Raw genomic sequence first — 22,900 nt, 5'->3', positions numbered from 1 at the left:
ATGGTATTGGCAAATTTTGCCCTGACTTGAACATCCCAATTTTTTATAATATTCCAGATCGATTGTTGTGATGATGTTGCCCGTCATCAACATGAATGTTGTGCTCCACCTAGCATTCCCTGAATGTTCGAGCCGAAGAAGACCAGTACTTCCGCCTGAGGGGACGACAGTCCCGTTGTATGTGGTGGGATTGCTCACTCCCGACCAGCCACTGCAGCCAGAGCTGAGTTCAGAAAAGAACTTAATGTCAACATTGAGGTTATTTTTGATTTCGATGTATTCATCGTCAGAATTTTGCTCAGGGCAGGAGATTGCTGCTTCTCGAACAGCTGAACTACTCGCTGCGGAGTCCGTTGTCGTTGACGTCGGAGCGCAGCCAGTCAAACTCATCGCCACGAGCGTGAGCCCAGCAAAAAGCCCCATAAAACGTGATGTGGAGTTGATGGCCATGGGGTACCTCTTTTGAACTGTTAAATCTGTTGAGTAAAACGTTTGAAATTCTATCAATATCTTTCTGATAAAGAGCCACCTTTATTCGAAAAGAAAAGTAAATTCTTCGAAATTCTTGGAAGTCCCTCTGAATTCGATCATGTGGGGGAAGCGTCGGCGCTGAATTAGTAAAACGTGTTATCATTTTTGCATGATTGGCAAACATTCTTTACGTCTGTGTGGCATTTTCTTAGCGACTGTGTGTGTCGCTTCCCTCACAGCCTGCGCTCCTCCCGCTTCAGCCCCCGTTGATTCGGAGGCAAGTTCACGAAGTGCCGTTGGGAAAGAGGGCGGTGGGGAATGTTTTGAAAAGACATCGTTTCAAAGGCGATTGACTATCACCAATAACCTCAACGTCCCTGTTCGGATGGAAACGCCCCTGCAGCAATTAGATTGCGCATCTTGGTCTGGCGTAGATACTCCTGCCCGATACAACGGAAAGATTATTCAATCTGGAGAATCTGTTTCCCTGCGTTACGAAATTGCCTGGACCGCCGGAAAGTGGACGCAAACCTTTAAGTTGCTTGATGGCACAACCATTGCAGATCTCAAACTCAAAATTTCTAAAGAATTCTTAGATGATGACTGGATATTCAAGATGTGGGATGGCGCTTCGTATGCGTGGGACTCTACTGTTTCCCTCAATCAGGATGGCGGATATGCCTACCTCAATGACGGCAGCCTGCAAACCCTCACCCTGAGGTGTAAAACACAGGTGGCAGGTTGTAAGTAACTGTTGACCCGGCAGTCATTACGTCTGTTAAGGAGCAATCATCAGTGAAATCACAAACACTCAGTAACATGATGAATGGAAGTAAAGCGTTTTTCTTTACTTCCTGAACTAATCACTAAGGAAACGACATGTCTGCTCAGGCAAGTAGTAAAAGTTATGTTGCCACGCTCGTACTGGCAATCTTTTTGGGTGTCCTCGGCATCCACCGTTTTTATGTCGGCAAGGTAGGAACTGGCATCCTGATGCTGCTGACCGCTGGTGGCTTCGGTATCTGGGTCGTCATTGACATCATCATGATTGCCGTGGGTAGCTTCACGGATAAGGGCGGAAACTTCGTCAAGCCTGGTAACTAGCTCACCGTTGTGAGGGGCCCTCTTGTGAAGTTTCAAGGGGGCCTTTTCCTTGCCCCGCACGTCAACCACTAATACCTGCACTGCATAACGAAAGCATTGTCATGAAAACCTCCACTACCCGCCGTCTTTCCCTGGCCATCGGCCTCATTGCAGCAGCTGGGTTGCTCACGGGCTGCGCTCAAGCACCTGCAGCACAGCCCACCTCCTGGGGGTATGGAGCTGACAATGGCCCAGAGGTATGGGGTTCCCTCAACAAGGATTATGCGTTGTGTGTGGATGGAACAGCACAATCACCCATCGACATTGTGAATACCGTTGATTTAGATCTGGTCAACATAGAACTGAACTACACCCTCTCTCAGATGCATGAGTTTGATAATGGCCACACCATCGAGGCTGAGGTCGAAGAGTCGTCGAAAAACATCATCACCGTGGATGGTGAAGAGTATTCCCTCGTTCAATTGCACTTCCATGCGCCTTCGGAGCATCAAATCGACGGGCAAACTTTCCCGCTCGAAGTTCACTTTGTGCATGAATCAGCAGATGGAAAGCTTGCCGTCATCGGAGTATTTGCCGAGGAGGGCACTGAGAACTCTGCCTGGAAACCATTCACGGATTCGATTCACACCGCTGATAACACCAAGGCAGGCGCACAAGTCTCTCTCAACCCAGCTGAGCTACTTCCGGCTGTTCACACCACCTACCGGTATGACGGCAGCCTGACAACCCCTAACTGCGGGGAAGGTGTGAAGTGGAATGTGATGTCGAACCCCATCACGATGAGTGCAGATCAACTAGCTCAATTCACCTCGGCATATGACGGCAACAACCGTCCCGTTCAGCCTGTAAATGGGCGCGAGATCGAGCTGGACACAACGCCGTAACGCTTCTCTAGGTCTCAGAGGTTGCGTCCGTCATTGCTGGAAGTTGCTGTGTTCGCCCGTCACAGAGCAAACACATGAATCATTCGTAGACGATGACGTTAAACGTCTTGACCTGGTATTGCGAACCGAGCTTTTTCTCAGTCCTGAAATTGCTATAGACAAAATCGACTTTGTAGCCAGCATCCTGAAGATAGGCACTTTGCTTGAGATCCTTGATGGCTGGTGTTTTCACACTATTGAGCCACAGCCACCATCCGGACCGATTGGCATCTATCCGAATTTTTGCAACATTATCTGCTGAAGCTAACTTGATGTCAGCTCCTGAAACCCAGCCAAGTACACATGTTGAGCCCTGTTGTGGAATTTCTCCGACGAGATTGCCGGATATCAATTCCGAAACCATGTAGGTGTAAGAAATGGCACTGCCTGATTTATTTTGAATACACAACTCCCAGTAGAGCCTGTCTTCATCTGAGGCAGATCTTGAGGTAGAGCTGGCAGATGGTTCTGCTGAAATAGGTTCAGTTGAGTTGGCAGTGCATGACGTGAGAAAAATTGATGCTGAGAGAACTCCAGCGACGAGAAAGTATTTTGAAAAAGTTTTTCGACTTTTCATGAGCGCCATTTCTTTCTTTGAATTTCAGAGGTACACGCGGAGAGAGAGTGAAGGAAACAAAAGTAAAACGTTTCAAAGATAATAACGCAATTTCACGGTTCTTACCTTGTCGGGAAAGGAAAGTTAGTAAACAACGACCTTGTATGAATCGACTTGGTGGTCAATGAGTTTTGATTTGTCTTTGGTATAAATAATCTTGTTGCGGAAATAGGTAACATCCATCCGATACCCAGCATCTTCGACGTAGCCATTATCAAACATGTGCCACATAGGAGCTGACCATTCACGATCATTCAAGAGCAGACTCCAGCCGTCACTTGGGAGAAACCGCATTACCATCGTGGCGGAATTTTCAAGCTCTGGTAATTTGATTTCGGCTACTAGGCTGCCGAAAAGGTTGAAACCCTGATGGGTTAAGGAGCGGGCGGTCGTCCCGGTAGCGCACGTTGTGCCGTTCTTGGGAACTTCTCCGGATAGATCACCAGACAATATTTTTATTTCTTCACCGAAATATCTAAAACTCATCGGACCGCCTGATTGATTTTCAATACAAAGTTCCAGGTAAAGAGTGTCGATGGCTGCAGATCTTGAGGTGGAACTGGCAGATGGTGCAGCTGAAATAGGTTCAGTTGAGCTGGCAGTGCATGACGTGAGGAATGTTGTTGCTGTCAGTGCAAGGGCAACTATTGAGGCTGTTGGAAGCAATCGTCTCTTATTCATGAGCTGTGACCTTTCTTTTTTCAGTTCATTAACCAGTGAAGCAAATGTGTGTGAACATCTCTACGGGAATCAGTTGCCAGGTTTCGGAGTGGATCAATCAGCTAATTGAAATCGAGAGTTACTGTTCGTGTTTTATAGCCATTGTGAACTCGGAGCTCTGACTCCTGGTAGATAGTGGCGTCGTCATACCTTCTGTAACCGACAGAGTCCGAGTCGGTCTCCATACCCGCGTACTTACCGTTGAGGTCAGAAGTAGGGAAACCCTTCCAGAGGATTTCTTTGTCGTGGCTACCCCGCCAGAACGTGTAGCTCTTTCCATCAACCGTGAAGGTTACCTTGGCGGATCCCAGGAGGGGCTTGTTCATTGCACAGTCGTAGCCCTGAGAAATGTCTATTGGCGTGGTGACCAGGGGAGTCCCATCAGGGGTGATGAGATCAGGCCCCCAGACCAGCGTTCTGGGGCTTGCAGAACTGACACACATGAGTAAAAGTGCAGATCCTATCGAGGCTGAACGATTGTCAGATGTCTCTTGTGGCTGTGGCTCAGGGGAGGCGGTGCAACCGGAAAGCGAGAGTGAAGCAGCTGTAACGAATGAAAGTAATCCAGCGATTTTTGAAGTTCTAGTGATGTTCATGTTGTCCAGTGCTTCGAGAATGAAAAGAGATACTTGACGAAAGAGTAAAACGTTTCAAAAATACTATCCCAGGAATCCTGAAAAATACCTGAGCAGGCACATAACACTTCGAAAATATCGGCATTTCGGGCCTGAAAGCTGCCATAACGGCAATAGTGCTACATCGCAGAGCTGTTTGCTGAGGATTAGTAAATGGTTATGTTGACGGGAAGCGCTTGGATCGATAATTCATTCGCATTGTTGGGAACCCCGACTTCAACATCAGAACGAACTTCGGCGAGTGTCATGTATTTTGTTTGATCCCGCCAAATTTCTTTGTATGTCGAATTTCCATCGACTTTGAGATAAATCCGGGTTACTAAATCTCTTTGATCCCAAAATACGAATTGGGCATCCGTGGACAAATCATTGACAGTAACCACTACAGATGCTTCGAGGCCAGCTCTCACATTGCGCGTATTCGACAGTTGACAGACTTTTTTGCCACGGGGAAGAGTCCCAGAAGTGGCGGGTGAATAAGCGGAGGTTGGATTAAGTGTTTTCGCAAAGTTGTAGTGAATTTCTCTGCCTTGCGAGTTAGATACGCACAGATAAATTGGAATCATATTTGCGGAAGAAGCTCCTCCCTCATCAGCTTTCCTTGTGGAAGTTGATGAACATCCCGATAATCCGAGGGTTACTGCAGTGAGAATGGCGGTGACTCCGAAGAGCTTCGATGTTCGAGGGAAGAGCATGATGTCCTAAACGTGGTTTTGCAGTACAGGGTTACACGTATCAGCAATTTGTAAAACGTTTAAAAATTATACATTAGGGGCTCTGGGAGCCAATGTGAAGGCGAACACTTATCGAAAGTGAGCCTTCGGGTCTTAGAAGTAATTGACCGAAATCAGCATTACCTGCATGCCGTTGACTTCGGTGGGCGTTTTCTCCACCTGAACGCTTGCTTTATCGAATTGCCCTGTTCCGCCAAAGTACATCGTGTTACTGCCGGTGAGGTTTTTGCCACCAAATGCACCGGTGAATTTGATTTCTGCGGAGTTTTTAATCCCGATCCAGTAAGTCACGCCGTCAACACCCCAGGAGAGATTGTCGGGGCCAAATCCATTGGATGAGATTGCGCAGTTGGGGAGGGAATCTTTATTGAAAGTAATGTTCTTGGAGGCAATCCAGTTGCCCTTTGTGTCAAGTGAATTTGAATCCCACATCAGACTCTTTGAGCTCTCAGAGCTTGTGTTGATACACACCATAGCTCTGAGAAGTTCGCTGGCATCGCGACTCGGAGATGACACCGATGGTGCCGATGTTTGTGTTGTTGCTGCGCACCCGGTGAGAGTCACGACGGAGATGAGTCCCAAGAGGAATACTTTGTGTGCTGGCTTGATGTGTGCGTGCAATGGGAATTCCCTGAGGTATTTAGTTATTCACGAAAGTGCGGTTGCTCCCAGCATACTAAAACGCTTTAGCGGTTATTTGTTCATGACTCTTAATTTCACGATTAACTGAACGCCCGCCCAATTGAAGTAGAACAGTGGGAAATTGTTGGATGTCCCGAACAGGTGAGTCTTTTCAGGAAAATCTAGGCTGAGCCACAGAAATTGGGTTCTCTGCAAACTCAGAAATTAGGTCATATCAGAAACGTTAATCACCATTCGATAAACCGGGATGTTTCCTATCTGAGTGAAATAGGCGGGACCTGATTCTGGAATGTAGTTGATCCAGGTCATTCCACACAACTTATTAAGTGTTTTGCCGTCAACGAGCTTGACCGTTTCCATGTAATAAAAGTTGTTTTTCTTGTGGTTGAAGTTGTCTACACATCGAGGTCCATCCCAGGTGCTGAATAATGTGCGGACCCAATTTTGATAAGCAAGAAAACACTGTGAATCGCCAGGCTTGAGGACGCCACTGGCAGTGTTTCCGTTTCCAACGGGAAGTTCATAACCTGCTTCATCTTGGGAAATATTGTTGACGCAAAGCTCGATGTATTGCTCAGAGGAAGCTGCAAGCTTTGACGTTTCGTCAGGACTGGGAGTGGTTGCAGGGCTAGCTGTTGCACAGCCAGTGAGTAAGAAGAGGAAAGATGCTCCCGCCATGAGCTGGATGCGGAACCGGAAGAAGGACTTTTTCATCATTGAAGTAGCTATTTCTGTGAATGCGTGATTTTGAAGTGAAGCTTTTATCAATTGAAAGTCAACCAGTATGTATCACGTCTCCAGGTGCTATCTGAATTTATGATTTCTCCTTCTCCCACTTTCGGAGCGGTAAAGTCCATTCGGTAACCTTCACTCTGGACATATCCGTTATAGCCAGGAGCGGTCCACCCATATACCCCGTTTAATGTCAATTCAAGACCTGTGCCTTTAAAAAGTACTGTCGCAAAATTCTCAAGATTTGGAAGCTTCACGAGTATTTCAAAATCCAAACCTGTGTTGCATACGGTCTGATGTTTAGCTAGTTCGCCCACTGTTGTTTGGTTGTTAAACGGGGGTTTTGTGTAAGTACCCTTTGCGAAGTTGAACTTCATCGGTCCACCTGTTTCATTGCGGAGGCAGACCTGCCCTATATACGAGGAGCGACTTGGATAAGCCGATCGGGACGCCGTGGGTGTGGGCTCAACGGAAGTCGAGCAAGCGGTGAGCGCGAGTGTCGCACTCACCAGTACCCCAGCGGCAAGAAGCGTGGGCAATGGCTTGAGACTTTTCATAAGAAAGGCCTTCCTCTGTTGGGTACTGGTTTTAGAATTCGCGTGAAAATCTGCTGAGTTCCTGGCCAGCAGGACAGAGAATCTCGTCAGAAGAAGATATCACTAAAACGATTTATGTGATAGATATAAGAGGTGACTATTTCTTTCTTTTCTGGTGCTCATGTGGGACTGCGGACACGTATCGTGGCGTTTGTCGTAGTTTTGGTGTCAGTAATGATGTTGACGGGGTGTTCTCCATCTGAAGAAAACACCCGTTTATCAGCTGTTCAGTCTTGTCCCAAGATTTCTAATGTTGTGGGCTTCAAATATGACTACAAAATCACGTTGGTCAACGCCACCAGCAAAAACCTCAAGCTTTCTGTTCCCCCCATTGATTGTTTTGATTTCAGTGGAACGGCAAATCCTGAACAAGTTAATGGCGCAACCCTGAAAGCAAATTCTTCGCTATCTTTCACCGTTCAAGCACGCCGGGTGTGTGCCTGGATTCATGGGGACATCGCTCCATATTTTCAAGAACGAGATGCCCACTGGGTTACTTCTTTTACTGAGGAAGGCGGATCTGGAATCAATTTCACACAAGATTTCACGATCAGCTGCTCAAATTTTGACTCGGTTTCCATGACTATGTGCAGCACGGGCACCCTGCAGGACAGAGACAGCATTGTCATCGCACTTGCTGGAAACCATGCATTGCGCATGAAGACGTCCTGTCCGTATACCAAGGGAACCGCAACTGCAACACTGACCCAAATCTATTAACAGAAGAATTCTTGAGGAGAAACACCATGAAATCGTTGCGTATTGCGGCATGTGTAACCCTAGTTACGGCAAGTGCCTTCCTCGCAGGTTGTAGTTCCACCCCACCGTCTGAACCAATTTCACGCGAAGCTGCCAAATCGTGTTCTGCGAAAAACATTACAGAAGACGCAATGGTGAAAATTGTGAATGCCACGGCAGACACAATTCAAATTCATATCTCCGAGGTTAATTGTTACGACTGGAGTGGTGCGGAAAACCCTTCTGCTTTCGACAAGTTGATTCTGCCCCCTGGAACGTCCTACTCAGCTCGTCTGGCAGCGAGAGAAACTCCACAATCCAGCGGGAGTATCCGTCCATGGACAATGAAGGTTGGCCTTCAGGTTGATCAGTCTTCGTGGAAGATTGGCACGGCTATGACCCCGCGGCCAACATTTGTAGCGGCTCCGATGCGCTGCAACACCCACAATGGCAGTACAGCGTGCGTAGGAATAACAATGTGTGATGCAGGGAACCATGAATCCGGTTCTGGCACAATTGCCATGCCCAATAAAAATCCTGGAACCTCGACGCCCAACTCATACAAGGTTCTGATTGAGTGTGGCTACGATTCCTCCCGTTTCCTGAGTACTGCTGACCTTGTAATTACTCAGAATTGAGCGCACACACATCATTCCGGGAAGGGAATTCTGAGAAATTCAGATTTCGCAGGATGTGTTGTGATGTGCCGTATAGGAATAACCCCACTCGACGAAGCTAAGACAGGTTGAGTTCCTGAATATCCAAAGTCATAGGGTAAAGCCCATCGCGCTCAGGGCTCAGGGTTACAGTCACGACGCTATCTAGCGTTGCCCCAGGTTGTTTCCACGTCAGTGTCTGAGGCGTATCGAAGTTCAGTTCCACTTTGCCGTAATCGTCGATCTTGAAGTTGAATGCGGTCGGCGAGGATGACAAGCCAAAACCTGCGTAATTTGCTCCACCTATTCGAACCGCAATCCAGGGTGCTTCCGGATTGAAGGGATTAGTTTGAGCGCAGAAGGATTCACTTGGTTGGATGGTGAAATCCTGGTCCGTGATTCTCAAATTTTTGGGGCCGCCCAGGGCGCTGGTGACGAAAACTAAATCAAGTGGTTCTTGTGTGCTGTTGAGTATGCACATTTCAAGATCTTGATAGAAGAGGCTCGCTTCTCGTGACGCTGAGCTCGTAGATTGCTCCTTCGTCGAGGCAGACTCGGCTGAACCTGAATAAGAAGGAGCACATGCTGAGAGCGTCACAGCGCAGACAGCTGCAAACACAGCACTGAACAAGCGTGAAGGCATTTTCTCAATCATGCCGAAATAATAACACGTTTAACTTGAGCATAGCTTGGCATGAATCCATGCAGATCATTCATTAATTTCGTCAGCTTGATCACGTGTCACGTGAGATGAAAACAGAATTCATAGTGAGCAAAACTAACTCACATACCTAGCTGGTTGGTCCCCCCGGCAGGAATCGAACCTGCGACCAAGAGATTAGAAGGCTCTTGCTCTATCCACTGAGCTACGGAGGGTTGAGCGGAGAATCAATCCACTTCATTCATTGTATCTTTTGAAATTCTCGACATCACCCTTACTGAGGAGACCTAGTTGAAGGAGTGTTCTCAGAGAACAGCTAGCGCAGGAGGGTATTTCCCACTTTTCAGGCGTGAAGGAACCTCACGCAAGCTCACGTGTGGTTTGCCAAGCCATCTTGAGAAGCGATGTCAGTACACAGTTACGGTGAATGTGTTGATTCCGTACTTATCGTCATTGATGCTCCACGCATCTTTGTAGCTGCTATAGGTAACGTCCATGCGATAGCCAGCATCTTCGACGTAGGCCGTTTGGTTCAGTTCTAGATCGGCAACTTTGACACCGTTCAAAGAGGCGCTTCTGCTGCTCTGCCAATACTTTCCTGTGGTCTCGAGTCCGGGCAATGTGATGTCTACCCCAAACTCAGAGCCCTTCGCGCAGACTGTTCCATTTCTGGGGATTTCGCCTGCGGTATTTTTCGTCTTGAAAGCACCAGAGGTGTAAAAACCGCCGGAATACTTATAGGTGATTGCACTCCCGGTTTTGTTGAGGACACAAACTTCTTCGAAAAAAACTCTTTCGGTATAGCCGCCTTTGGCAGATTTGGTCTGAGAACTTGAATCTGATGTCGTCGGAGCAGATTCTGCTGTTGGTGCAGAGCACGAGGCCAGTAATGCGGTTGCGGCGATAGCACCTGTAATCAATGCAAACTTTGTGGAGGTGCGATTATTCATTGACGTTCTCATTTTCTTTGACATGTTGATGTTTGGAGCATGGATACAGAGGCGAATCTGCAATTTCGTTGAAGCATGTGAGCGCTCAATACACGGTGGCGTTGAAGGTAATCCTGCCGCCCTCGAGTGCTGGATAGTCCAAACGACCCATCGCTTCGATATCAATCCGATAGCCGTCACTCTGGATGTATTGAGTTTGGTTCACATAGAGGGATTGTGTTTTCACGCCATTGAGCGTGGCATGCGTCCCCAATGGTGGGATAGAAAGTTTTCCGGAAGAACTCAGTCCGGCAATCTGAAGTTGTACGTCGATGCCTTGCGCCATGGCGCAAGACGTGCCGTTTCGGGGGATAGTGCCAGAGACCACGGCCAATGACTTGCCCGTTGAGGTATCACGAAGTGGATTCTGGCTGCTGAACGTATAGCCAAGCCCTCCACCGGATGAATTGGTGACGCATAAAACCAGGTCGTGGCTCTTGCGAATCCCGTAAGAATCAAGTGCCTGTTTTGTTGCGTTTTCGCTTGGTGTTGATTGCTCAGAAGAGGTTGTGCAACCCGTGAGGGCAAGCGAGCACGTGATGAGTGCGGCGGCGATTCTGAGCAAAGGCTTTGTGGTGATTCTGATCATGTGGCGTCCTGGGTTGGGGCGAAGAGGTTCATCATGGAATTAGTAGTAATGAACCGAGACCAACAGGACATTGAAGCCGTTGTAGGTACTGGGTGCAGCCTCTACTTGGATGCTGGCTTTAGCAAGCTGGCGATTGGTTCCATTTCGCAACGTATTGTCGCCAATGAGGTTGTCTTTCTCATCCCCGAATTGGCCTGTGAAACGGATTTCCCAGGAATTTCGCTTATAGATCCAATATGAAACGCCATCGAGTCCCCATGCAACTTTGGAACTATACGACGGAGAAAATGCGCACAGGGGCATGCTCTCTTTTGTAATCATGATGGTTTTTGATGCAAGCGGTTTGTCGTTTGTATCGTTCGAAGCCGAATCCCACATGAAGCTCTGAGGTGTATCTGAACCGGTGCTTACACACACCATGGTTCGCAATTGGCTACTTGCCTCGCGATCTGAGGAATTTTCTGTACTTTCGGATGGCGCTGATACCTCAGTTGCGGGAGAGGTGCAGCCAGTAAGGAAGAGTAAGGCGCCCAACGCAACAGATATGACGGGAATTTTCTTCGTTTGTGCGAAATTCATGAGTGTATTCCTTGCGAAATGAATCAGCGTGGCAGGTATGTATTGCTCATGATAATAATAAAACGATTTATAGATTAGTCATAACGTTTGTGAGTAGCTGATACTTCCCCGTGTCCTGATCCATAACCTTGGCTCTGCGGTATTCCAATGAGTCCTCACCAACTCAAGGCTCAGAGGATTTCTCCTCTGTAGAGTTGCTCTATGGACGACGAAACAATAGAGGCCGTAGGCAAGATCACGCACACCTACCTCTTTGTTCTCCATGACGGTGAAGCAGTTCACCGCAATATCGCGGTCAAAATGGTTGCCGAAGAGCTTGGCCTCATCGATGACTCCACTAAGAAAGAAATCGTTGAGCTCGCCCAAGAAAAGCTGATGCCTTTTCTGGATGTTCTGCTGGAATCAGGCTTTTTGCTCTCTCGCCCACAAAAGGCAGTGATGATTGCGCCTAAAGGCTTGGATGCTTTGATCGACAACGAAGGAACCTTTTCGAAAGAGTTCCTCGAGGCGCAGATGCCACAAGCGTTGGCAGCGACGCTGTAGTTATTTCTTGCGCACGGGAATTGTTCCCGTGGTGATTGCGAGGTCAAGGTCAACGACCTTGCCGCCTCGCGAGGTTTGGGCAAGGATGATGCCTGCGGTCACAATCAACGCACCCAGAATCTGAATAAAGCTGAGCGTTTCACCCAGCCAGAGCCAAGCCACAATGAAGGCAAAGATTACCTCGGAAGAAGCCACAATTCCGGCGGAGGTGGCACTGAGCAAGCTCAAGGATTTGAACGACATATAGAAGGCCACAAAAGAGCCCATTGTGAGAATCCAGAGCAAGGGTGCCCAGAGCGGTACATACACGGCAGCAAGTGACCCAGTTAAAGAAATGGACTTGCTGAACATGGAGAAGTCCATGTCTTGCCAGCCGCTAAAAATAAGCCAGAACAGCGAAGCGAAAAGCATTGACCAGAATGTCATCGCCACAACATTCATCCCTTTAAGGGCCCGTTCACCAATCAAGAAGTAGATCGTGTACGAAGCGGCAGCGATGAGGGCGAAGATCATGCCTAGGCCATCGACACTCGAGTTCCACATCTCTGCCACAACGCCCAAGCCGATGAGGACGAGCACAATGGCAACCCAGAGCCTGGCGCGAACCTGTTCTTTGAAAAAGAAGCGTGCGATAACGGCAACGGCAAGTACTGCCAAGTATTCAAAAAGCAGCGCAATGCCCACTGGAATGCGTTCAATCGCTAAAGCGTAGAACCACTGCAACATGGCAACGCCCAGAATGCCGAGGGCAGCCATGGCTAATAAGCGCTTGAAGCTGATTTTGAAAGCAGATCGCTCGGTGAACAACAGCACGATGCCGGCGACCACCATGGTTGCGGTTGCGCGAAAGAAGGTCATCTGGGCTGCGGTGACGCCCTCGGAGAGGACAAGTTTGACCACGCTTCCGTTCGAACCGAACAAGAGCGCGGACAGGAAGCCGATGATGTAACCCATAACAGTTACCAATCTAACGAACTATGGCCCCCGGAAAACCGGAGGCCATAGTTTCTCAAAAGTTAGAACTTAGCGGAGAGCCACGTTCGGGCTTCATCCACGCTGCTTTGTGGCAGTGAGAAGTGGTCATCATTGGGGTAGGTCGAAGATGAGATGTCTCCGCCAAGTGCCTTGATCTCTTCGATGTACCCGAGCTGCCATGGCAGTGGGCATGGGCCGTTTGGATCCTGTCCATCGATAAGGACGAGGACGGGAGCAATGGGCTTCACGCGGGCAGCAGATGCCTCAATGAAAGCGGGCAACCAGATAGGGAGCTTCTCTTTCTTTACGTCCAAGATCGCGCCCTGGTGCTTCCACGTGCGCACGAGAATGTCGCTCAAGTGGTGAACGGGAGCGGTGTTGAAGTTGTCTTCGAAAATTTGCTTGCCCAGGGGAGTGAACACGTCATCGAGAGAGAGTGTGTCCGGGAAAGCAGCAGTCATTGAGGCAAGCATCATGTACATGTGGCCATCGGGGGGAGTGGGAGTTCCGCCACCGGCAAGTGCTGCCTGAGTTTCTGGAAGCTTCACTGCTACTCCTGGAACGCCGGGAGACATGGCAACTGTTCCGACAAGTTCCAGATCGCCATAGGCGGCAGCGTCGAGTTCAGCTACTGCAGCTGACGTTCCGCCACCCTGGGACCAGCCAATGCAGCCAAACTTGTTACCAATGCCGAGATCCATCTCTCGAGCAGCATGAACAATGTTCACGGCGTCCAGAGCGTTGGTGCGGTTCACGGTGTACTGGTGAACTCCGGGAGTTCCAAGACCCTGGTAGTCGGTTGCAACAACAACCCATCCTTCATCGATGAACTTCTGAAGTCCGGGGATGCCGTAGTCGATCTGTGTGGTTGATCCAGACTGGAAGTACGTCACGAGTTCACGAGCAGGATCGGGTTGAGTAGATGGACAACCTGCGTCACCGATACCGGTAGTGCCGTGAGCCCAGGAGAGAACCTTCCGGTCTTTTCCGGCGACGCTGGGGGTTATAACAAGTCCTGTAGATTCGGTTGCTTTGCCGTGAAGGTCAGCAGATCGATAGCGAATACGGAAAGCCTCTGCACCTGTAATTGAAGTGGAGATTTTCTCGCTACTCATCAGTACTGTGCTCATTGAAATACCTTTGTTTGTGTGACGCTTGATAGGACTAAAGTCTAATGAGCAAGTCACGCCTCCTCCTGTGAGGTGGCTGTGCGATTCCTCAACGAAAGTAACTACTACTTATGTCTCAATCTGCAGCTGCTGTGACCGGAGTTCCTAAGAATGCAGGCCTCGTTTTGGTCGCACTCATCATGGGTGCGTTCGTCTGCAACATCAACCTCTCGGTTGCCAATGTGGCACTGCCCGACATTGGCAAGGCATTTGACGCCTCCCAGACTCAACTCACACTGGTTGCTGTGGGCTGCACCTTGGGCCTGGCCATGTCTGTTCTCTACTTCGGAGCAATTGGTGACCGTTACGGCCGCAAGTTGATGTTGCTCCTGGGAATGCTCATCACTGTTCCCGCTGCATTCCTCTGTGCCTTTGCACCGAGTGTGGAGATTCTGTCTGCTGGCCGACTGCTGACTGGCCTTGCTGCGGGTATGGCCTATCCAACTACATTGGCCCTGGTCACTGCACTCTGGGCTGAAGGCGCAAAGCGTACAAAGGCAATTGCGCTGTGGTCTTCTGTCAGCGGTGGCTCCGCAGTGCTTGGCCCATTCCTTGCTGGTTTGTTCTTGGAGAAGCTGTGGTGGGGTTCGGTCTTCTTGATTGTTGTGCCTGTTGCCGTGGTTGCATTCCTCCTCATTCTCAAAGCAGTCCCTGCACACGTGGAGGAGTCAACAGGCAAGGTTGATCACCTTGGTGGAGTCCTCTCTGTCTTCATGATTGCTTCCTTGGTACTGGGCATTGGTCTTATTTCATCTCCAGATAAGCTCACCGACGCCCTTGCGCTGCTTGGACTTTCTGTTGTCCTGATTGCTTTGTTCTTCTGGCGTCAGCGCACTGCAGCTAACCCGCTTTATGACCTCACCTATGCCAAGCGCAGACTGTTCTGGGTTCCTGCCGTGGCCGGCATGATCGTGCTGGGTTCACTTGCTGGTGCCATGTTTGTGGGTCAGCAGTTCATGCAGAACGTGATGAACTACTCCACACTCGAGTCAGGAACAGCGATTCTTCCTGCGGCATTCGGCATGATTCTGGTTGCTCCGCAGTCGGCCAAGCTCGTGGTCTCTAAGGGTCTGCGCTTTACGCTGCTGCTTGGTTACTGCTTTATCCTTCCCGCGTTCTTGTTGATGTTCTTCACGTGGCGTGAAGGGGTCTCCTATTTCTTCATTGGTTTGGCATATTTGCTCATGGGTATCGGTGTTGGTTTTGCGCTGACCCCAGCCGCTCGCTCGCTGACCAGCTCTGTCCCAGTGTTCAAGGTGGGTATGGCTTCCGGTACATCCGACTTGCAGCGTGACCTCGGTGGTTCAGTGCTTCAGGCTGTGCTGGGTACTGTGCTGACCCTGGGGTATGCCTCAGCATTCGCCAAGCAGGTCACTGCTTCTCCTGACGCATCACTCGTTTCAGCGCAGACGCAGTCTGCCCTCACGCAGTCATACTCCAGCGCTGCAACCTTGGCCGCCCGTTACCCCGACTATCAATCAGCCATCATCTCCGCGGCTCAGGACAGCTTCATCGTGGGTTCTGCCGTGGCATATGCCTCGGGTGCATTGTTCATTTTGGTCGGAGCAGTTCTCGTGTTCTTCGCTTTCCCCAAGCGTCATCGTGCCGATGAACTTTTTGAGGAATACCACAAGGAAGATGCTGCAGTAGCAACAGCTTCTGCGAAGTAAATTCTTATCCTCATGATCTTGAGTCAAGTTCAAAATGTAGTTCAGAACGCTCTGTTCCGTTCTTCTCTGCGCTTTGCCATCACGATCGTGATTGTGGACGTCATTGTCCATTTCGTTTACGGATCAACTCCTGCAGCGCTGCTCGGTTCTTTTGCCGTGGCAATTCATTTGTATTTCCTTGATTTCGATGGAGATGTTCGCGAACGTTTTGCCGGACATGGCATCGCCACCCTGGTTGGTGCCGCAGCGGTAATAATTGGTGTCCTGTGTGCTCAGCCACTGTGGTTGGCCGTTACGGCTGCTTTAGTTGTGTCTTCTCTTTTTGCCTATGCGCGAGTGTTACGTGGATACGTTGCACGCTCTGCTGTCGGTCTGCAGGGAGCGTTCTTCCTGCCGCTGATGATTCCGGCAACCATGGCAGATATGCCCTCGCTTCTCGGCGGGTGGCTCATTGGGAGTGGAGTCTCGATCATTGCCGCTTTGGCGTTGTTGCCCCACTACCGAACAGGTGTTGTTCGCCGAGCCTTAGCTGAGTGGTTGAAAGCAGCTGCACACCTTGCTGGCGCTGCAGCTTCACGCCAACCCCTTCAACCTGCTATCGATGAACTATTGCAATGCCGGAATACCTTAATTAGTCAGGTAACCGGTTCCTATACCCGTCCAGGTGCTGTGGGTCGCTCTCAACGCGCTCTTGCCAGCATGGTGGCCGGCGCCAGGTGGAGTATGCCCGTGGCAAACAAGATCTTGCCCTTGCACGCCTCAGATGGCAGCTCGCTGGCTGCAGAGTCTCAGGCCGCCTACCTCGCTGCCGCAGATCTCGTTCTGGGGGAGAAAGTTGATCAAGAACTTCCTAACGTTCCCCAGCAACGACTTTCGGATTTAGAGTCATTGGCTGATCAACCTGTTGATGTCGTGAAGGCTCACTATCCGGTGCGATTGCTGTCCATCAGCGCCATGGCTCAGCTCTTTAGAGCAGCACAATCACGAGGGAAAGATGCGCCCACACCAGATGTGGGCAGCATGCCAGATGAAAATCCTCTTGCCATTCTTCGCGCCAACTTGCGGTGGAATTCGTTGTGGTTACACAACGCATTGCGCACAGGACTGGGAACTGCTGCCAGCGTTCTGATTGTTCGTGTGGTGGGTCTCGAACATGGTGTGTGGGTGATCTTGGCGGCACTGAGTGTGACACAAGTGACGTTTACGGCAACCTCCGGAACTAAAGCCATGTTGAAGATTGTGGGAGGCGCCATTGCAGGCGTCGTTCTCGCGGGCGTGATTATTGTGTTCCACTTGCCATACGTGGTTTTTCTGATTGCACTTCCCCTTTTTGCTTTCCTAGCGAAGCAGATGCAGAGCAAAGACATGTTCTTTGCACAAATGACCTACACACCCTTTGCTCTCATCAATCTCTCTGTACTTGAATGGCCACCGCACAAGGGCATTGAGTTTCTCCGAGTGGAAGACATTCTTCTGGGTGCCTCTGTTGCCGCCGTGTTTACGTTGCTGATCTTCCCGCTGGGGATCAACCGTTTGGTAGCAGGTCTGCAAACTCAGGCCATCTCTACGTCACGCTCATACCTCCAGTCCGCACTCTCGCGACTGCGAGAAGGAAAAGAACTTTCCATCACAAGCCGGAGCGCTTCCATGAATGCCATCCGCGCCTATGAGGATGCATTGGATGCCGCTTTCATGAGTGCCCGTGTGGACTCAGACGCACTTGAAGAACACGAGAATGCTGCAGCATTGGCGAGGGATTACCTCATTGGTGGTGACACCTGCGTCGAACTTCTCGAAATGGGAACGAAGAACCCCAAGCTTCTTCCTGTGGGACAAGAATTGTCCACGTGGTGGCAAGAGTTTCTCTTACAGAAGAAACCTGTTCCCCTCCAACAGGGGTAATCGGCAGGTGAGGTTGTCTACGCTAGAGGCATGACAACTTTCGTAGTAGCTGGTGGCTGTTTCTGGTGTTTAGATGCGGTCTACCGCTCTCTCAACGGCGTTTCCGATGTGATCTCAGGTTATGCAGGTGGCGCCAAACCCAACCCCACCTACGAAGAGGTATGCACAGGAACTACTGGTCACGCCGAAGTAGTCAAGGTTGTCTTCGATGAGGACGTTATCCCCGCTGAAGTGATCTTGGATGTCTTCTTCACTCTGCATGACCCACGCCAGCTCAACCGCCAAGGCAACGACGTTGGTACGCAGTATCGCTCTGCGATGTTCTTTGACGGTGAAGAGCAAAAAGAGCTCTTCCAAGCATCCATTGATCGTGCGAACGAATACTGGGGTGGGGGACTGGTCACCACCCTCGAACCTTTGGGTGAGTTCTTTGACGCAGAGGAATATCACCAGAATTTCTTTGCCCGTAATCCTGGCCAGGGCTATTGCCTTGCTGTTGCCGTGCCCAAGGTCAACAAGGTTCGCGCTTCATTTGCTAGCTACATCAAGGACTAACTTTTCCTAGTCCTCCACAGGGCAGGTAGTTGAGTTCTTCACCTCAATTAGGGGTTTACTTCTGCTGCCCTGAAGTGATGTGACGCATGCTTCGTTCACGTATTCACGAACGAAAGGACGTCATCATGACGGACAACATCACACTCACGGGCTTGGTTGCGACAACTCCACGCCATTTGACCACCAGTGAAGGCCTTGCCATCACAAGCTTCCGCTTAGCTTCCAGCCAGCGTCGCTTTGATCGAGCCAGCAACCGCTGGGTCGATGGCGACACCAATTGGTACACCGTCTCCAGTTTCCGCACCCTTGCCGAGAACGCTGCGACCTCGGTTTCTAAAGGTGACCGGGTAATTGTCACCGGCAAACTGCGCATTCGTGACTGGGAAAACACCGACCGCTCCGGCACCACCGTCGAGATCGAAGCCGAAGCTCTCGGTCACGATCTCAGTTGGGGCATTTCTTCCTACACGCGAAACTCCTCTTCAACTGAAGTGACTTCGGTTGCAGAAGATGATTGGGGCGGGCTTCCAGACAAAGACGGCGATGATGAGGATTTACCGCTTGCTGCCAAAGGGCGCAAAAAGGTTGCTGCATAGCCTGAGTGCTTCACGTAAAGCACAAACACAGAACGCCCCCTTTAGACTTGGGGGCGTTCTGTCATGTTGAAGGAAGGAGAGTCATGAACACTCGAGTTATCGCCATGGGTGTGGCTCTCGTTGGCTTTCTTGGGCTCACTGGTTGTGCGGCACAGGCGCCAACGCCAGAGGCTTCTTCAACCTCCTCAGAATCTGAAGTGGCAACGCCCAAGCCCACCAAGGATCCTGTTTTCTTGCCCTCGGGAAGTGCAAAAGACAATCTCTACTTCTTTTCTTGGGTCATTGAGAAGTCTTTGGCAGCAGATCCTGCAGCTGATTCCTTTGCAGTTGCGCAGGCTGTGGGAGCTGCAGGCTTTGATCCTGCCACTGTTCAATTCACGTTCTCTCGTACTGCTGCGGGTTTAGCCGCCGACACTTCTGAAGTTGCGGTTCAACTCGGTGGCCAATGCCTCATTGGCCAGTTCGGCCCCGTTGCCCCGAAAGTTATTGCTCGAGTGCTTCCTGTTTTGGCTTCAGGTGGATGTCTCCTTGGAACGGAAGTTCAGAGCTTGGGCTAACGCCTAGAATTGAGCCATGGCTGAGTTCATTTATTCCATGGTTCGTGCCCGCAAGGCAGTGGGCGACAAGCTCATTCTCGATGACGTCACAATGTCGTTCTTCCCTGGCGCCAAGATTGGTGTCGTTGGCCCCAATGGTGCTGGTAAGTCGACCATTTTGAAGATCATGGCTGGTCTTGACACCCCTTCGAACGGCGAAGCAAAGCTGAGTGCTGGCTACACCGTAGGCATTCTCATGCAGGAGCCTGTCTTGGATGAAACCAAGACCGTTCTGCAGAATGTGCAAGATGGTGTCGGCGAAATCATGGGCAAGATCAACCGCTTCAACGAGATTTCTGCCGCCATGGCTGAACCTGATGCCGACTTCGACACTCTTCTTGCTGAGATGGGAACTCTCCAGGAAGACATCGATGCTGCAAACGGTTGGGACCTCGACTCTCAGCTCGCACAGGCCATGGACGCACTTCGTTGCCCACCCGGAGACTGGCCAGTCGACAAGCTCTCTGGTGGAGAGAAGCGCCGTGTTGCGCTGTGCAAGCTCTTGCTGCAGAAGCCAGACCTTCTTCTCCTCGACGAGCCCACTAACCACCTCGATGCTGAGTCTGTGCTCTGGCTCGAGCAGCACCTGTCAAAGTACCCCGGCGCTGTCCTTGCCGTCACACACGACCGGTACTTCCTCGACCACGTTGCTGAGTGGATTGCAGAAGTAGACCGCGGTCACCTCTACCCCTACGAAGGTAACTACTCCACCTATCTCGAGAAGAAGCGTGAGCGTCTTGAGGTTCAGGGCAAGAAAGACGCGAAGCTTGCTCGTCGTCTTTCGGAAGAACTCGACTGGGTTCGCTCCAACGCTAAGGGTCGCCAGGCAAAGTCCAAGGCACGTCTAGCCCGCTATGAAGAGATGGCTGCGGAGGCTGAAAAGACCCGCAAACTCGACTTCGAAGAAATCGTTATTCCTGCGGGCCCACGCTTGGGTTCCATGGTTCTCGAGGTCAAGAACCTCAAGAAGGGCTTCGGCGATCGAACCCTGATTGATGGCCTGTCCTTCTCGCTTCCTCGTAACGGCATTGTTGGCATTATCGGCCCTAACGGTGCTGGTAAGTCGACCCTGTTTAAGACCATTGTGGGTCTCGAAGAGGCAGATGGTGGTGAAGTCAAGATTGGTGAAACAGTCAAGATTTCCTACGTCGACCAGAGCCGTGGCGGCATCGACCCCAACCTGAACCTCTGGGAAGTTGTTTCTGATGGTCTGGACTTTATCCAGGTTGGAAACGTCGAAATCCCCAGCCGTGCGTATGTCTCCACTTTCGGTTTCAAGGGACCAGACCAGCAGAAGAAGGCAGGTGTGCTCTCCGGTGGTGAGCGTAACCGCCTGAACCTGGCGCTGACTCTCAAGCAGGGTGGAAACCTTCTCCTTCTCGATGAGCCCACAAACGACTTGGACGTGGAAACGCTCGGAAGCTTGGAGAACGCTCTTCTTGAGTTCCCGGGTTGTGCTGTGGTCATCACACACGACCGGTGGTTCCTCGACCGCATCGCGACCCACATTCTTGCTTACGAAGGTACAGACGAGAACCCCAGCTACTGGCACTGGTTCGAGGGAAACTTCGAATCCTACGAAGAAAACAAGATCGAGCGCCTTGGTGCTGATGCGGCAAAGCCACACAGCAGCACCTACCGCAAGCTCACTCGCGACTAGGACATGACAATGCGTTTACACATTCCCACCAGTATCCGTTGGTCTGACCTGGATGCCTACGGGCATGTGAACAACGCAGCCATGTTTGGTCTGCTCGAGGAAGCACGTATTCATGCTTTTTGGGCAGGGGACTCCGGTCACGGTGACGATCACTTGGCTACCCGCATTCTCGAAGGTGGGCCTACGGCTGACACCTTCACGCTGATTGCGCACCAAGAAATTGAGTACTTGGCTCCGATTCCTTACATGCGTGAACCACTCGATCTGCAGATGTGGCTGGGTCACGTCGGCGGTGCCAGCTTGGACGTCTGTTACGAGATTTACTCGCCCACACAAACAGCAACAGCAGAAAACCCTCAGCAGCTCTTTGCTAAGGCAACGACCACCATTGTTCTCGTGGATGCGAAGACCACAAGGCCTCGTCGCCTCACAGATATCGAGCGCGAAGCTATTGCGCCTTACACCGGAGACAACATTGTCTTCAAGCGTCGCTCCTAGCTTCTGATTAGTCAGAACTACGCGGTGTAAATCACGCCGTCCCGAACCTCAATAGGGATTTCGGGAAGTGGTGTTGGAGCAGGACCACTGAGAACCTTGCCGTTGGTGGGGTCAAAGAACGACGCGTGGCAATCGCACACGATTTCTTTGTCGCGGCATCCCACTAAACAGCCTTGGTGTGTGCAGACAGCACTAAATGCTTTGAATTCACCTTCAGTCACTTGGGTGACAACCATGGGGACATCGTCAACAGTGAAATTGAGTCCGCCACCGACGGGAACGGCGCTGGCTTTGCCAACCTCAACACCAGTCTGTGTGGCAACTGTTGGTGCTGCCGTTTCTTCTGCTGAACAACCGGCCAAGCCGATAGCAATTCCAGCTGCTCCTACAGCGCCCAGCCCCAGCACCTCACGGCGGGAAAGTTTGGGAGTGAGATTACGTGCAGCCATTACTTGTCCAATCCGGGAACGCGAACCATGCCCTCTTGGGCAACGGAAGCAAGAAGTATTCCCTCACGAGAATAGATACGTCCAAAGGATAAACCTCGTCCGCCCTGGGCGCTAGGAGATTCCTGAACGTAGAGCATCCAGTCATCCACGCGGCCTTGGCGGTGGAACCACATTGCGTGGTCCAAGCTCGCAGTTTTGCGACCGGGTTGAACCCACGGAATACCGTGACGGCGGAAGATAGGTTCCAGGATTGTGTAGTCGCTGGCATAAGCCAGCGCAGCACGATGCAACATGGGGTCATCGGGTAAAGGGGAGAGCGCTTTCATCCAGACAGCCTGGTGGGCAACGTGAGGTCCTTCGACGCTCATATAGATCGGTGACTCCACGTGACGCAGGTCAAAGGGGCGCTGATTAGCCCAATATTGCGCAACAGGGTGATCGATGGGACCCAGAAGTTCACCGGCAGTGGGAAGAGATTCAGGGTCGGGAATATTGGCCGGCATTTCTATCTGGTGATCGAGGCCTGGATCCTCTGTTTGGAAAGACGCAATCATCGAAAAGATCGGCGCACCGTCTTGGTAAGCCTGTGTTCGGCGAGTGGAAAAGGAGCGCCCATCGTGAATCCGGTCCACAGAAAAATCAATCGGCTTTGAAATATCTCCCGCACGCAAAAAGTATCCGTGCAGGGAGTGCACAGGGCGGTCATCATTGAGTGTTTTGGAAGCAGCAATCAGCGACTGCGCAAGAACCTGTCCTCCATACACGCGACCATGTGGCATGAACTGGCTGGGGGCAGAGAAGCGGTCCTCACCGTTGACGGAAGGCTCTTCGGTCAGGTGCAGAGTCTCGAGTAAAGCCTCGATGTTTTCGTGCATGTGTTCTGGCTGCATAAGTCCCTCGTG

27 protein-coding genes and 1 tRNA gene are annotated in these 22,900 nt (G+C 50.8%); 12 read left to right on the top strand and 16 right to left on the bottom strand.

Features of this window, described 5'->3' with window-relative positions; translation table 11 throughout:
- The coding region (locus tag Q0362_RS09160; RefSeq protein WP_298122760.1) for a hypothetical protein at positions 1 to 450 on the bottom strand (450 nt) is incomplete at its 3' end.
- 370 nt (positions 451 to 820) lie between these two features.
- On the opposite strand from Q0362_RS09160, the gene Q0362_RS09155 reads away from it, so the two are divergent.
- The 3 genes from Q0362_RS09155 to Q0362_RS09145 all read left to right on the top strand — a co-directional run bounded on the left by Q0362_RS09155 (position 821) and on the right by Q0362_RS09145 (position 2,459).
- On the top strand, positions 821 to 1,222 hold the full coding sequence (locus Q0362_RS09155; RefSeq protein ID WP_298122759.1) for a hypothetical protein: 402 nt from the start codon (positions 821 to 823) through the stop codon (positions 1,220 to 1,222).
- Positions 1,223 to 1,350: 128 nt separating this feature from the next.
- Positions 1,351 to 1,575, top strand: coding sequence for a TM2 domain-containing protein (locus Q0362_RS09150; protein WP_298122757.1), 225 nt, complete (start codon positions 1,351 to 1,353; stop codon positions 1,573 to 1,575).
- A 101-nt stretch (positions 1,576 to 1,676) separates the two neighbouring features.
- Positions 1,677 to 2,459: a carbonic anhydrase gene (locus Q0362_RS09145; RefSeq protein ID WP_298122755.1), complete on the top strand. Its 783-nt coding sequence runs from the start codon at positions 1,677 to 1,679 to the stop codon at positions 2,457 to 2,459.
- A 79-nt stretch (positions 2,460 to 2,538) separates the two neighbouring features.
- On the opposite strand, the gene Q0362_RS09140 is transcribed toward Q0362_RS09145, so the two are convergent.
- The 6 genes from Q0362_RS09140 to Q0362_RS09115 form a co-directional block, all read right to left on the bottom strand.
- Entirely contained in the window at positions 2,539 to 3,084 is a 546-nt protein-coding gene (locus Q0362_RS09140; protein WP_298122754.1) for a hypothetical protein, read from the bottom strand.
- Positions 3,085 to 3,198: 114 nt separating this feature from the next.
- Positions 3,199 to 3,795 (bottom strand): hypothetical protein, encoded by a 597-nt coding sequence (locus Q0362_RS09135; RefSeq protein ID WP_298122752.1) that lies wholly within the window; start codon positions 3,793 to 3,795, stop codon positions 3,199 to 3,201.
- Between the two features lie 101 nt (positions 3,796 to 3,896).
- Entirely contained in the window at positions 3,897 to 4,160 is a 264-nt protein-coding gene (locus Q0362_RS09130) for a hypothetical protein (RefSeq protein WP_298122750.1), read from the bottom strand.
- A gap of 455 nt (positions 4,161 to 4,615) precedes the next feature.
- Positions 4,616 to 5,164 (bottom strand): hypothetical protein, encoded by a 549-nt coding sequence (locus Q0362_RS09125; RefSeq protein ID WP_298122748.1) that lies wholly within the window; start codon positions 5,162 to 5,164, stop codon positions 4,616 to 4,618.
- A 132-nt stretch (positions 5,165 to 5,296) separates the two neighbouring features.
- Positions 5,297 to 5,824: a hypothetical protein gene (locus Q0362_RS09120; RefSeq protein WP_298122746.1), complete on the bottom strand. Its 528-nt coding sequence runs from the start codon at positions 5,822 to 5,824 to the stop codon at positions 5,297 to 5,299.
- A 225-nt stretch (positions 5,825 to 6,049) separates the two neighbouring features.
- Positions 6,050 to 6,562, bottom strand: coding sequence for a hypothetical protein (locus tag Q0362_RS09115; protein WP_298122744.1), 513 nt, complete (start codon positions 6,560 to 6,562; stop codon positions 6,050 to 6,052).
- A gap of 704 nt (positions 6,563 to 7,266) precedes the next feature.
- Here Q0362_RS09115 and Q0362_RS09110 point away from each other — a divergent pair.
- On the top strand, positions 7,267 to 7,893 hold the full coding sequence (locus Q0362_RS09110; protein ID WP_298122742.1) for a hypothetical protein: 627 nt from the start codon (positions 7,267 to 7,269) through the stop codon (positions 7,891 to 7,893).
- A gap of 753 nt (positions 7,894 to 8,646) precedes the next feature.
- Here Q0362_RS09110 and Q0362_RS09105 read toward each other — a convergent pair.
- From Q0362_RS09105 to Q0362_RS09085, 5 genes are all read right to left on the bottom strand, one after another.
- Positions 8,647 to 9,222 carry a hypothetical protein gene (locus Q0362_RS09105; protein WP_298122739.1) on the bottom strand — a complete coding sequence of 192 codons (576 nt, stop codon included), beginning with the start codon at positions 9,220 to 9,222 and terminating at the stop codon, positions 8,647 to 8,649.
- Positions 9,223 to 9,367: 145 nt separating this feature from the next.
- A tRNA-Arg gene (locus tag Q0362_RS09100) sits at positions 9,368 to 9,443 on the bottom strand.
- Between the two features lie 192 nt (positions 9,444 to 9,635).
- Entirely contained in the window at positions 9,636 to 10,178 is a 543-nt protein-coding gene (locus tag Q0362_RS09095) for a hypothetical protein (RefSeq protein WP_298122737.1), read from the bottom strand.
- A gap of 85 nt (positions 10,179 to 10,263) precedes the next feature.
- A complete protein-coding gene (locus Q0362_RS09090; protein WP_298122735.1) occupies positions 10,264 to 10,806 on the bottom strand; it encodes a hypothetical protein in 543 nt (180 codons plus the stop codon).
- 39 nt (positions 10,807 to 10,845) lie between these two features.
- Entirely contained in the window at positions 10,846 to 11,385 is a 540-nt protein-coding gene (locus tag Q0362_RS09085) for a hypothetical protein (protein WP_298122733.1), read from the bottom strand.
- A 201-nt stretch (positions 11,386 to 11,586) separates the two neighbouring features.
- Between Q0362_RS09085 and Q0362_RS09080 the strand changes: the two genes are divergently transcribed.
- Entirely contained in the window at positions 11,587 to 11,928 is a 342-nt protein-coding gene (locus Q0362_RS09080; RefSeq protein WP_298122731.1) for a hypothetical protein, read from the top strand.
- Here the strand turns inward: Q0362_RS09080 and Q0362_RS09075 are convergent, their stop codons facing one another.
- Positions 11,929 to 12,882: a DMT family transporter gene (locus Q0362_RS09075; RefSeq protein WP_298122729.1), complete on the bottom strand. Its 954-nt coding sequence runs from the start codon at positions 12,880 to 12,882 to the stop codon at positions 11,929 to 11,931. It lies immediately after the preceding gene.
- 62 nt (positions 12,883 to 12,944) lie between these two features.
- Complete coding sequence (locus Q0362_RS09070; protein WP_298122727.1) at positions 12,945 to 14,033, bottom strand: alpha/beta fold hydrolase; 1,089 nt, start codon at positions 14,031 to 14,033, stop codon at positions 12,945 to 12,947.
- A gap of 110 nt (positions 14,034 to 14,143) precedes the next feature.
- Here Q0362_RS09070 and Q0362_RS09065 point away from each other — a divergent pair, with 110 nt between their 5' ends.
- From Q0362_RS09065 to Q0362_RS09035, 7 genes are all read left to right on the top strand, one after another.
- A complete protein-coding gene (locus Q0362_RS09065) occupies positions 14,144 to 15,742 on the top strand; it encodes an MFS transporter (protein WP_298122725.1) in 1,599 nt (532 codons plus the stop codon).
- Between the two features lie 18 nt (positions 15,743 to 15,760).
- Positions 15,761 to 17,644, top strand: coding sequence for an FUSC family protein (locus Q0362_RS09060; protein WP_298122723.1), 1,884 nt, complete (start codon positions 15,761 to 15,763; stop codon positions 17,642 to 17,644).
- 30 nt (positions 17,645 to 17,674) lie between these two features.
- Positions 17,675 to 18,199 carry a peptide-methionine (S)-S-oxide reductase MsrA gene (gene msrA, locus Q0362_RS09055; protein WP_298122721.1) on the top strand — a complete coding sequence of 175 codons (525 nt, stop codon included), beginning with the start codon at positions 17,675 to 17,677 and terminating at the stop codon, positions 18,197 to 18,199.
- A gap of 125 nt (positions 18,200 to 18,324) precedes the next feature.
- Positions 18,325 to 18,795, top strand: coding sequence for a single-stranded DNA-binding protein (gene ssb / locus Q0362_RS09050; RefSeq protein WP_298122719.1), 471 nt, complete (start codon positions 18,325 to 18,327; stop codon positions 18,793 to 18,795).
- A gap of 83 nt (positions 18,796 to 18,878) precedes the next feature.
- The gene (locus tag Q0362_RS09045; protein WP_298122717.1) at positions 18,879 to 19,352 is read left to right on the top strand and encodes a DUF6993 domain-containing protein; all 474 of its coding nucleotides are present in this window, start codon (positions 18,879 to 18,881) and stop codon (positions 19,350 to 19,352) included.
- A 16-nt stretch (positions 19,353 to 19,368) separates the two neighbouring features.
- Positions 19,369 to 21,051 carry an energy-dependent translational throttle protein EttA gene (gene ettA, locus Q0362_RS09040; RefSeq protein ID WP_298122715.1) on the top strand — a complete coding sequence of 561 codons (1,683 nt, stop codon included), beginning with the start codon at positions 19,369 to 19,371 and terminating at the stop codon, positions 21,049 to 21,051.
- Positions 21,052 to 21,060: 9 nt separating this feature from the next.
- Positions 21,061 to 21,549 (top strand): thioesterase family protein, encoded by a 489-nt coding sequence (locus tag Q0362_RS09035; RefSeq protein WP_298122713.1) that lies wholly within the window; start codon positions 21,061 to 21,063, stop codon positions 21,547 to 21,549.
- A gap of 17 nt (positions 21,550 to 21,566) precedes the next feature.
- Here Q0362_RS09035 and Q0362_RS09030 read toward each other — a convergent pair whose 3' ends face one another.
- Entirely contained in the window at positions 21,567 to 21,998 is a 432-nt protein-coding gene (locus tag Q0362_RS09030; protein ID WP_298122710.1) for a Rieske (2Fe-2S) protein, read from the bottom strand.
- The gene (locus Q0362_RS09025) at positions 21,998 to 22,873 is read right to left on the bottom strand and encodes an acyl-CoA thioesterase II (RefSeq protein WP_298122761.1); all 876 of its coding nucleotides are present in this window, start codon (positions 22,871 to 22,873) and stop codon (positions 21,998 to 22,000) included. Before Q0362_RS09025 ends, Q0362_RS09030 begins: the two co-directional genes overlap by 1 nt.
- Between the last annotated feature and the right edge of the window lie 27 nt (positions 22,874 to 22,900).

Origin of the sequence: uncultured Aurantimicrobium sp., assembly GCF_936931525.1 — a bacterium.
GTDB lineage: Bacteria > Actinomycetota > Actinomycetes > Actinomycetales > Microbacteriaceae > Aurantimicrobium.
The sequence above is the reverse complement of the archived record's forward strand: the minus strand, read 5'-3'. Positions and strand labels throughout refer to the sequence as shown.

Bases quoted from the DNA above. Each gene is read 5' to 3' on its own strand.
- Q0362_RS09150 (WP_298122757.1), top strand. From the start codon at position 1,351: ATGTCTGCTCAGGCAAGTAGTAAAAGTTATGTTGCCACGCTCGTACTG.
- Q0362_RS09145 (WP_298122755.1), top strand. From the start codon at position 1,677: ATGAAAACCTCCACTACCCGCCGTCTTTCCCTGGCCATCGGCCTCATT.
- Q0362_RS09140 (WP_298122754.1), bottom strand. From the start codon at position 3,084: ATGGCGCTCATGAAAAGTCGAAAAACTTTTTCAAAATACTTTCTCGTC.
- Q0362_RS09135 (WP_298122752.1), bottom strand. From the start codon at position 3,795: ATGAATAAGAGACGATTGCTTCCAACAGCCTCAATAGTTGCCCTTGCA.
- Q0362_RS09130 (WP_298122750.1), bottom strand. From the start codon at position 4,160: ATGAACAAGCCCCTCCTGGGATCCGCCAAGGTAACCTTCACGGTTGAT.
- Q0362_RS09125 (WP_298122748.1), bottom strand. From the start codon at position 5,164: ATGCTCTTCCCTCGAACATCGAAGCTCTTCGGAGTCACCGCCATTCTC.
- Q0362_RS09115 (WP_298122744.1), bottom strand. From the start codon at position 6,562: ATGATGAAAAAGTCCTTCTTCCGGTTCCGCATCCAGCTCATGGCGGGA.
- Q0362_RS09105 (WP_298122739.1), bottom strand. From the start codon at position 9,222: ATGATTGAGAAAATGCCTTCACGCTTGTTCAGTGCTGTGTTTGCAGCT.
- Q0362_RS09095 (WP_298122737.1), bottom strand. From the start codon at position 10,178: ATGAATAATCGCACCTCCACAAAGTTTGCATTGATTACAGGTGCTATC.
- Q0362_RS09090 (WP_298122735.1), bottom strand. From the start codon at position 10,806: ATGATCAGAATCACCACAAAGCCTTTGCTCAGAATCGCCGCCGCACTC.
- Q0362_RS09085 (WP_298122733.1), bottom strand. From the start codon at position 11,385: ATGAATTTCGCACAAACGAAGAAAATTCCCGTCATATCTGTTGCGTTG.
- Q0362_RS09080 (WP_298122731.1), top strand. From the start codon at position 11,587: ATGGACGACGAAACAATAGAGGCCGTAGGCAAGATCACGCACACCTAC.
- Q0362_RS09075 (WP_298122729.1), bottom strand. From the start codon at position 12,882: ATGGGTTACATCATCGGCTTCCTGTCCGCGCTCTTGTTCGGTTCGAAC.
- Q0362_RS09070 (WP_298122727.1), bottom strand. From the start codon at position 14,033: ATGAGCACAGTACTGATGAGTAGCGAGAAAATCTCCACTTCAATTACA.
- Q0362_RS09065 (WP_298122725.1), top strand. From the start codon at position 14,144: ATGTCTCAATCTGCAGCTGCTGTGACCGGAGTTCCTAAGAATGCAGGC.
- msrA (WP_298122721.1), top strand. From the start codon at position 17,675: ATGACAACTTTCGTAGTAGCTGGTGGCTGTTTCTGGTGTTTAGATGCG.
- ssb (WP_298122719.1), top strand. From the start codon at position 18,325: ATGACGGACAACATCACACTCACGGGCTTGGTTGCGACAACTCCACGC.
- Q0362_RS09045 (WP_298122717.1), top strand. From the start codon at position 18,879: ATGAACACTCGAGTTATCGCCATGGGTGTGGCTCTCGTTGGCTTTCTT.
- ettA (WP_298122715.1), top strand. From the start codon at position 19,369: ATGGCTGAGTTCATTTATTCCATGGTTCGTGCCCGCAAGGCAGTGGGC.
- Q0362_RS09035 (WP_298122713.1), top strand. From the start codon at position 21,061: ATGCGTTTACACATTCCCACCAGTATCCGTTGGTCTGACCTGGATGCC.
- Q0362_RS09030 (WP_298122710.1), bottom strand. From the start codon at position 21,998: ATGGCTGCACGTAATCTCACTCCCAAACTTTCCCGCCGTGAGGTGCTG.
- Q0362_RS09025 (WP_298122761.1), bottom strand. From the start codon at position 22,873: ATGCACGAAAACATCGAGGCTTTACTCGAGACTCTGCACCTGACCGAA.